The organism is Kitasatospora sp. MY 5-36, assembly GCF_001182915.1.
In the GTDB taxonomy this organism is placed as follows: Bacteria; Actinomycetota; Actinomycetes; order Streptomycetales; family Streptomycetaceae; genus Kitasatospora.
Genome location: NZ_LFVW01000501.1, coordinates 1 through 8,622 on the forward strand (window position 1 = coordinate 1; position 8,622 = coordinate 8,622).

General features: G+C 72.5%; 8 protein-coding genes. 3 read left to right on the top strand and 5 right to left on the bottom strand.

Going from position 1 to position 8,622, the window contains the following annotated elements:
* The 5 genes from AE652_RS28180 to AE652_RS28200 form a co-directional block, all read right to left on the bottom strand.
* The coding region (locus AE652_RS28180; RefSeq protein WP_049656488.1) for a hypothetical protein at positions 1–189 on the bottom strand (189 nt) is incomplete at its 3' end.
* Positions 186–737: a SigE family RNA polymerase sigma factor gene (locus tag AE652_RS28185; RefSeq protein ID WP_053112304.1), complete on the bottom strand. Its 552-nt coding sequence runs from the start codon at positions 735–737 to the stop codon at positions 186–188. The genes AE652_RS28180 and AE652_RS28185, both read right to left, overlap by 4 nt.
* Before the next feature lie 107 nt (positions 738–844).
* Positions 845–2,125: an Ig-like domain-containing protein gene (locus AE652_RS28190; RefSeq protein WP_049656491.1), complete on the bottom strand. Its 1,281-nt coding sequence runs from the start codon at positions 2,123–2,125 to the stop codon at positions 845–847.
* Positions 2,126–2,327: 202 nt separating this feature from the next.
* Positions 2,328–2,666, bottom strand: a complete 339-nt coding sequence (locus AE652_RS46645; RefSeq protein WP_063780291.1) for a hypothetical protein — start codon at positions 2,664–2,666, stop codon at positions 2,328–2,330.
* Between the two features lie 513 nt (positions 2,667–3,179).
* Positions 3,180–4,580, bottom strand: coding sequence for a cystathionine beta-synthase (locus tag AE652_RS28200; RefSeq protein WP_049656493.1), 1,401 nt, complete (start codon positions 4,578–4,580; stop codon positions 3,180–3,182).
* 228 nt (positions 4,581–4,808) lie between these two features.
* Between AE652_RS28200 and AE652_RS28205 the strand changes: the two genes are divergently transcribed.
* The 3 genes from AE652_RS28205 (at position 4,809) to AE652_RS28215 (ending at position 8,404) form a co-directional block, all read left to right on the top strand.
* Positions 4,809–5,891 carry an SGNH/GDSL hydrolase family protein gene (locus tag AE652_RS28205; protein WP_049656494.1) on the top strand — a complete coding sequence of 361 codons (1,083 nt, stop codon included), beginning with the start codon at positions 4,809–4,811 and terminating at the stop codon, positions 5,889–5,891.
* Positions 5,892–5,954: 63 nt separating this feature from the next.
* Positions 5,955–7,175 carry an acetyl-CoA C-acetyltransferase gene (locus AE652_RS28210; protein ID WP_049656496.1) on the top strand — a complete coding sequence of 407 codons (1,221 nt, stop codon included), beginning with the start codon at positions 5,955–5,957 and terminating at the stop codon, positions 7,173–7,175.
* A 290-nt stretch (positions 7,176–7,465) separates the two neighbouring features.
* On the top strand, positions 7,466–8,404 hold the full coding sequence (locus AE652_RS28215) for a hypothetical protein (RefSeq protein WP_049656499.1): 939 nt from the start codon (positions 7,466–7,468) through the stop codon (positions 8,402–8,404).
* The last annotated feature ends 218 nt before the right edge of the window (positions 8,405–8,622 follow it).

Here is an 8,622-nt window from a genome sequence, read left to right on the forward strand (position 1 = left end):
CCGGGCGCTGCCGGCCGTCACCGCCGTCGCCCCGCAGACCAGCGCCACCGCGACCGCGGCCGCGGCGGTCCCGGCTCTGCGCCTGGCCCGGCGCCGTCGGGCGGCGGCGATGATCGGCACCGGGTCCGGCCCGGTCGCGTACGGGTCCTGGTCCTTGAGCAGTTCGCCGAGCCGGTGTTCGAAGCTCATACCGTCACCTCGATGTGCGTCGTGGGACTCGCCGTCACGCCGGAACGGTCGGCGAGTTCGGGCAGTGCGCGCAGCTTCGACATGGCCCGGTGCAGCGTGCTCTTCACCGTGCCCTGGGCGATGCCCAGTTCGGCCGCGACGGCGGCCTCGCTGAGGTCCCCGTAGTACCGCAGCACGACGACCGTCCGCTCCCGGCGGGTGAGGGTGCCCAGCGCCTGGTGCAGCAGGGCGCGTTCGGCCTGCCGCTCGGCGAGGTCGTCGGAGAGCGGCCGGTCGGGGGTGTGCTCGACGGGCAGCTCGTGGTTGCGCAGTCGGCGCCACCAGTCGCGGTGCTGGTTGACCACGATCCGGCGGACGTACGCGGTGGGGTCGTCCCCGGTGATCCGGTGCCAGTGCAGGTAGGCGCGCTCCAGCGCCGACTGCACGATGTCCTTGGCCCGGTCCGGGTCGCCGGTCAACAGCTCGGCCAGCCGCAGCAGTTGCCGACCGCTCCCGGCGACGAACTCGCTGAACTCGTCGTCCTGCCGCTGTCTCTGCTCGCGTTTCACACCCGTCCTACTCCTCGGGCGGACCGCGAGGTTCGGTCCGCCCGGGGAGTTTTTCCGACCGGTGGGTCTTCCGACCGGGGTCCGGCCGGTCGGGGTGCGGGGCCGGGTCAGACGGCGCTGCCGGCCTTCCAGGCGGCCCAGCCCATGTTCCAGCCGTTCAGGCCGTTGTCCGGGGCGACCGTCTTGTCGCCGGAGTTCACGACCTCGACCACGTCGCCGACCATCGAGGACTTGTAGAACTTGAAGCCGTCCGTACCGCTGTCCTGGGCGCCCTTGGTGTCCCGGAGGCCGATGCAGCCGTGGCTGGTGTTCTGGCCGCCGAAGATCGACGGCGAGGACCAGTAGTTGCCGTGGATGAAGGTGCCCGAGGTGCTGAGGCGCTGGGCGTGCGGCACGTCCGCGATGTCGTACTCGCTGCCCAGGTTGACGGTCTGCGAGTTCATCCGGGTCTGGGTGTACTGCTCGGAGATCACCATCTTGCCGCCCCAGGTCATGTGCTCGGGCGAGCCGCCGGAGATCTTGTAGACCGCGCTGACCTGGCCGTCGGTGGTGACGGTGAGCTTCTTGGCGGCGAGGTCGGCGACGCTGGTCTGGGCCCGGCCGATGGTGAAGCTCACGTCCTTGGACTGGGTGCCGTACACGCCCTTGGCGCCCTCGACGTCCTTGAGCCGGAGCTTGAGGGTGACCTTGGTGCCCTTGGCCCAGTACTCCTGCGGCCGGAAGTCGAGGCGGGTGCTGGAGAACCAGTGGCCGACGATCTCGACGCCCGGCTCGGCTATCACGGTGATCGCCTGCTGGACGGCCTTGCGGTCGGTGACCGGCTTGCTGAAGTTGATCGAGACCGGCATGCCGACGCCGACCGTCGAGCCGTCCTCGGGGGTGAAGTAGCCGACGAAGGTGTTGGCCGGGGTCGCCGTGGTGAAGACGGCGTTGGAGTCCGCCTCCAGCTTGTCCTTGTCGAGGGCGACGGCGGCGACGGTGTACTTGGTGCCGCTGGCGGGGGCGGCGGCCGAGGTCCAGCCGGTGCCGTCGGCGGAGAGCTGGCCGGCCAGCTCCTTGCCGGCGGTGTCGGTGACCTTGACGCTGGTCAGGGTGCCGTTGGCGACGGCGACCTTGACCGGCTCGCTGAAGCTCGCGGAGGCGGCGCCGTCGGCCGGGGTGACGGTGATGACCGCGGCCGAGGTCTTGGGGGCGCTGCTGCCCGTGCCGCCGGAGGCCGGGGTGCCGTTCGCGCCGCCGGAGCCGCCGCTACCGCCGCTGGCGCTGTTGGCGCTGTTGTCGTTGCAGGCGGTCAGCAGCAGGACGGGCGCTCCGATCAGGCCCGCGAGGACCCCGCGTCGGCTCCAGCTGCTTCCGGCCGCCCGTCCCTGACCGTCCCGTGCCGTCACGTCGCGTCTCCCTGCTGATCATCCCGGGCATTACGGATACAGAAACGCAATACGCCCGTTCACGGTTCCATCACCGAAGGGTAAGCGATCGTATGAGATGACCCAACTTCCCGACGAACAGGGACAAAACGCCCGGCCCGCGGAGCGGACCGGGCGTTCACGGGCGGTGACGGTGAGGACCGTCACCCGACGGTTCCCCGCCCTACTCGGCGGAGCCTTCCACCGCGTACTCGTCCCACTCCTCGTCGTCCGGGTCGAACTCGGTCTGCGCCGACTCCCAGGTCGCCGAGGCGAGCTCCACGCCGGGCACGTCGCCGAGCAGCGCGACGGGGTCGATGAAGTGGGCGAGCGAACCCGACGGGTCCACCTCGATGGCCTCGACGGACTGGGCGCGCTCCTCGTCGTCGAGGTACTCGTCCGCGGTGACGGCCTCCAGGGCGGCCGCCTTGAGCGCGCCCTCGTCGGTGATCTCCGCGATGAGCTCGATCTTCACCCGGACGTAGCGCGGGGCATCCTGGTCGGTCGTTTCAGTGCTGGTCATGCGTGCGAGCGTACGGGACGGGCGCGCCCGGCGCGGCGCACGGGCGGCCGCTCGGAGTGCACCCCGCGCGCCCGGCGTGAACGGCGCGAACGGAACGTGCGACGGCGCGAACGGAAGGGGCCGGTCCCTCGGAGAAGGACCGGCCCCACCGTTCCCCGCCTGGGCTCCCCCACCCGGGAGCCGCGGGACACGCGCCGTGCGGCGCGGTGCTGCCGCGGGAGCCGCCGCACCCTGTCGACCGGCCGGGGCCGGTCAGGGGCGGGACGACGGCGCCTCCCGCGGCGGGAGGACACAGCGGCCGGGTCAGGGCCACCCGATGTGTCCGGAGCCGACCGCGGTCGCCGGGGAGCCGCTCCCGGACGGTTGCCGTCGCCTCACTCGGCGTCCTGCCGTTGACCACCACGATGCCCGAGCCGTGTTAACCACGTGCTGCGGACAGGTGACGCCGGTGTACCACTTCCCCCGTGGACGAATCCTCCGCATCCATCCGCGGGGGGCGGTGGTGACGCCGGGTCAGTGCTGGGCGCGGCCGGTCAGGAAGCCCAGCAGGTCCTGGCGGGTGACGATGCCCTGCGGCTTGCCCTCCACCAGCACGACGGCCGCGTCGGCCTTCTCCAGCACGGTCATCAGGTTGGTGACGGTCTCGCCCGAGCCGACCACCGGCAGCGGCTTGGACATCACCTTGTCCAGCGTGTCGGTGAGCTCGATGTCCTTGGCGAAGATGCCCTCCAGCAGCAGCTTCTCCACCACCGAGCCGATCACCTCGCCGGCCATGATGTCCGGGTGGCCGGCGCCCGGGGAGACCACCGGCATCTGCGAGACGCCGTACTCGCGCAGCACCCGGACCGCCTCGGCGACCGTCTCGTTGGGGTGCATGTGGACGAACTGCGGGACGCCGCCCTGCGCGAGGGACTCCTTGCGGGCCAGCACCTCGCCGATGTGCGCCTCGTCGGTGGCCGAGGGCAGGAAGCCGTAGTCGGCCATCCAGTCGTCGTTGAAGATCTTCGACAGGTAGCCGCGGCCGCCGTCCGGCAGCAGCACCACGACGACGTCGTCCGGGCCGAGCTTCTTGGCGACCTCCAACGCGGCCACCACGGCCATGCCGCAGGAGCCGCCGACCAGCAGGCCCTCCTCCTTGGCCAGGCGGCGGGTCATCTGGAACGAGTCCTTGTCGGAGACCGCGACGATCTCGTCCGCGACACCGCGGTCGTAGGCGGTCGGCCAGAAGTCCTCACCGACGCCCTCGACCAGGTACGGCCGGCCGGTGCCGCCCGAGTAGACCGAGCCCTCCGGGTCGGCGCCGATCACCTTGACCTTGCCGCCGGAGGCCTCCTTCAGGTAGTTGCCGGTGCCGGAGATGGTGCCGCCGGTGCCGACGCCCGCCACGAAGTGGGTGATCTTCCCGTCGGTCTGCTCCCACAGCTCCGGGCCGGTGGAGTGGTAGTGCGAGGCCGGGTTGTCCGGGTTGGAGTACTGGTCCGGCTTCCAGGCGTTCGGGGTCTCCCGGACCAGGCGGTCGGAGACGTTGTAGTAGGAGTCCGGGTGCTCCGGGGCGACGGCGGTCGGACAGACGACCACCTCGGCGCCGTACGCGCGCAGGGTGTTGATCTTGTCGGTGGAGACCTTGTCAGGACAGACGAAGATGCACTTGTAGCCCTTCTGCTGGGCCACGATCGCCAGGCCGACACCGGTGTTGCCGGAGGTCGGCTCGACGATGGTGCCGCCCGGCTTGAGGGCGCCCGAGGCCTCGGCGGCCTCGATCATGCGCATCGCGATGCGGTCCTTGACCGAGCCGCCGGGGTTGAAGTACTCGACCTTGGCCAGCACTGTCGCGCTGATGCCCTCGGTGACCTTGTTCAGCTTGACCAGCGGCGTGTTGCCGACGAGGTCGATGATCGAGTTGTGGTACCGCACGGGGATCCTCCCGGTCTGTGGGCATGCGATTTCGGTACTGCGGAGTTCGGTACTGCAAAGCGTAGGGCGTGGCACCCGCCCCGCGGCTCCCCTCCTGCACCCCTCCCCCAATGGCCCACCCCCAGCGGCACCCCCGGTACTCCCGCCCTCCGCACGGGTAAGAGCGCTGTGCAGGCATGGCCGTGGCCCCGGAGGGGCCGGCAGGAGAGCACGTGAAGGGGGCACCGGATGCCAGGGGCACGGGACTCGCGGGCCCGGGTGGCCCGCCGGATCGCCACCGCGGCGGCGTACGGCGGCGGCGGCCTCGGCCTGCTCGGGGTGGGCGTCGTCGGCCTGCTGGTGACCGAGAGCAGACTCGCCATCCAGGCCATCGGCGTCCTGGAGACCGTCCCGCCCAAGGCGGACGGCGTCTACGGGGAGGCCTTCGCCGACCGCGCCGCCGACCCGCAGGCCCCGCTCGTGCTGGCCGTCCTCGGCGACTCCACCGGCGCCGGCCTCGGCGTGGCCCGGGCCGGCGAGACCCCGGGCGCACTGCTGGCCGCGGGCCTCGCCTCGGTGGCCGAGCGCCCGGTCCGGCTGGTCAACGTGGCCCGCTCCGGCGGCCGCTCCACCGACCTCTCCGGCCAGCTGGAGCAGGCCCTGCCGCACCACCCGGACGTCGCCGTCATCATGGTCGGCGCCAACGACGTGACCCGGCACAGCCCGGCACAGCTGGCCGTCCGCCAGCTCGGCGAGGCCGTCGCCGCCCTGCGCGCCAACGGCTGCGAGGTGGTGGTGGGCACCTGCCCGGACCTCGGGACGATCAAGCCGGTGCGGCCGCCGCTGCGCTGGGTGGCCCGCCGGCTGAGCCGGCAGCTGGCCGCCGCGCAGACCATCGCGGTGGTGGAGGCGGGCGGCCGGACGGTCTCGCTGGGCTCGCTGCTGGGCCCGGAGTTCGCCGCCCGCCCGGAGATGTTCGCCGCCGACCGCTACCACCCCTCCGCCCAGGGCTACGCGACCGCCGCGATGGCCGTGCTGCCCTCGGTCTGCGCCGCGCTCGGGCTCTGGCCGGAGGAGGAGCGTCCTGCCACGGCCGTCCCGGGCGGCGCGGTGCTGCCGGTCGCGGTCGCGGCCGCCACGGCGGCCGGTCGGGAGGGCACCGAGGTGGCGGCCGTACCGGCGGAGGGCACGGGCCGCCGCTGGGCCCAGTTGAGGCAGCGGCTGCGGATCGGTCTGCCCGGCCCGGAGAGCGGGAAGGAGCCCGGTACGACCCCCGACGGGGGCCCCGGGAATACGTCGGCCAGCTCACACGCTGGGGCGGGTGACGCCTGATCTACCAGGCGGTAACTTTCCTCCCGGACGTCAGGTCCACCGTCACCCAGCGAGGAGCCCGCCATGCCCGAAGCCGTCATCGTCAGCGCCACCCGTTCGCCGATCGGCCGGGCCTTCAAGGGCTCGCTCAAGGACGTCCGCCCGGACGACCTGACCGCCCACGTCATCCAGGCCGCCCTGGCCAAGGTGCCGCAGCTCGACCCGCGCGAGATCGACGACCTGATGCTGGGCTGCGGCCTGCCCGGCGGCGAGCAGGGCCACAACCTGGCCCGCATCGTGGCCGTCCAGATGGGCATGGACTACCTGCCGGGCGCCACCATCACCCGCTACTGCTCCTCCTCGCTCCAGACCACGCGGATGGCGCTGCACGCGATCAGGGCGGGCGAGGGCGACGTCTTCGTCTCGGCCGGCGTGGAGACCGTCTCGCGCAGCGTCAACGGCACCTCGGACGGCCTGCCGGGCACCATGAACCCGGTCTTCGACGAGGCCCAGGCCCGTACGAAGAAGCGCGCCGAAGAAGGTGGCGGCGAGTGGCACGACCCGCGCGAGGACGGCCTGGTGCCGGACGCCTACATCGCGATGGGCCAGACCGCCGAGAACCTGGCCGCGCTCAAGGGCATCACCCGCGCCGAGCAGGACGAGTTCGGCGTCCGCTCGCAGAACCTCGCCGAGGCCGCCATCAAGGCCGGCTTCTGGGAGCGCGAGATCACGCCGGTGACGCTCCCGGACGGCACCGTGGTCAGCACGGACGACGGCCCGCGCGCCGGCGTCACCCTGGAGGGCGTGGCCGGCCTGAAGCCGGTGTTCCGCCCCGACGGCACCGTGACCGCGGGTAACTGCTGCCCGCTGAACGACGGCGCGGCCGCGCTGGTGATCATGTCCGACACCAAGGCCCGCGAGCTGGGCATCACCCCGCTCGCCCGGGTGGTCTCCACCGGCGTCAGCGCGCTCTCCCCCGAGATCATGGGCTACGGCCCGGTCGAGGCCTCCAAGCAGGCGCTCAAGCGGGCCGGCCTGACCATCGGTGACATCGACCTGGTCGAGATCAACGAGGCCTTCGCCGCCCAGGTGATCCCGTCCTACCGTGACCTCGGCGTCGACCTGGACCGGCTGAACGTCAACGGTGGCGCGATCGCGGTCGGCCACCCCTTCGGCATGACCGGCGCCCGGATCACCACCACGCTGATCAACTCCCTGCAGTGGCACGACAAGCAGTTCGGCCTGGAGACCATGTGCGTCGGCGGCGGCCAGGGCATGGCGATGGTGATCGAGCGCCTCAGCTGACCCTCCGGGCGCCCTCCGAAGGGTCTGGACCACCCATTTGGAGTGACGCAGCGTAATTGAGGGCCGGATCACACCGAGAGGTCGATCCGGCCCTCATTTCGTTCGTTTTCGACCCGGAAATCGACACTGCGGAGCGGATCAACTCCACTGCGTAGAACGGTGTTACCTAACAATTTGGGGACAAGAGCGAAAGTCCGGGATGAATTGGACATTCGCCCCTGCGGTAACAGCCCCGCATGCGGCAGTGTGGACACGTAACCCCGTTCCGCTCCTCGCTAGGAGTACGTTCCGTGAGCGCCGTCTACACCATCCTGCTGCTGATCCTGATCGCCGTGTCGACCGCCGTGCTGCTCCACCTCCGCGGGCTCTCCCGCCGGCTGGACGCACGGGCCGCGGCCCCGTCCGCGCCCGCACCCGTGGACGAGGCCGCGATACGCCGGGCCGTCACCGAGGCGCTCGCCGCCGACCGCGAGCGGGAGATCACGGAGGCCCGGGCGTTCTGGGCCGAGCAGGAGGCCCGCGCGGCCGAGGACGCGCCGCTGTTCGACTCCCCGTTCTCCGGCACCTTCTCCGGCACCGAGGAGTGGCCGCTCTTCTTCCCCCGCCCCACCGGCCCGCAGGACGCCGTCGACAACGCCGGGACGATGGACCCGGAGTTCGGCGAGGCGCTGCGCTCCGCGCTGGAGGATCTGATCAACGAGGGCGGCTCCGCCCCGGCCGAGCCCGGCGGCGAGGGCGGCGTGCCGCTGCGCCCCGGCCACCCGGCCGGCGAGACCAAGGACGCCCGGGCCCGCCGCGAGGCCGACCTGCTGGCCACCGGCCTGGAGGCCGGGCTGCTGGACGCCGACCAGGCCGTCGAGGAGGCCCCGGTCGCCGCGCCCGACCCGCGCCGCCACCCCTCGCACCCCGACTTCGTGCCCAGCCAGGCGCCGTCCCGGGAGTGGACGGACAGCCGGCTGGCCGCCCTCGCCGAGGAGGCCGTCGCCCTGGTCGACGTCCGCCCGGGCCCGCTGGGCACCCTGGACGTGTACGCCTTCGCCGACGGCACCACCCTCTGCGTGGCCCCGGGCGACCGGGAGGCCGCCTACCGGCTGATCGACGCGGTCCGCGCCGGTGAGCACGTCCGGCTGCTCGGCGGCTCGCGCTTCTCCGGCTCGTACTCGCTGACCTTCTCCACCGACGAGGAGGCCGTCTACGTGCTGGCCGACCGAGTGGTCGCCAGCATCTGACACCGGATCACCAGCAGCAGCGCGCCGAAGGCCGGCCGGGTCACGGGGTTACCGACCCGGCCGGCCTTCGGCGTGTCCGGACTCCTCCGGGCCTCAGCCGCAGAGCGCCGCCGTCTCCCGCGCCGCCGCCACCACCCGGGCCAGCACCTCGGCCGCCGCCACCGGCCCCTCCGGCAGCCCCACCGGGGCGTCCTCCCGCAGCCCCGCGAGCGCGGCCG

Excerpts from the sequence above, each read along its gene's own strand:
- AE652_RS28205 (WP_049656494.1), top strand. The coding sequence starts at position 4,809 with ATGCCAGGGGCACGGGACTCGCGGGCCCGGGTGGCCCGCCGGATCGCC.
- AE652_RS46645 (WP_063780291.1), bottom strand. The coding sequence starts at position 2,666 with ATGACCAGCACTGAAACGACCGACCAGGATGCCCCGCGCTACGTCCGG.
- AE652_RS28210 (WP_049656496.1), top strand. The coding sequence starts at position 5,955 with ATGCCCGAAGCCGTCATCGTCAGCGCCACCCGTTCGCCGATCGGCCGG.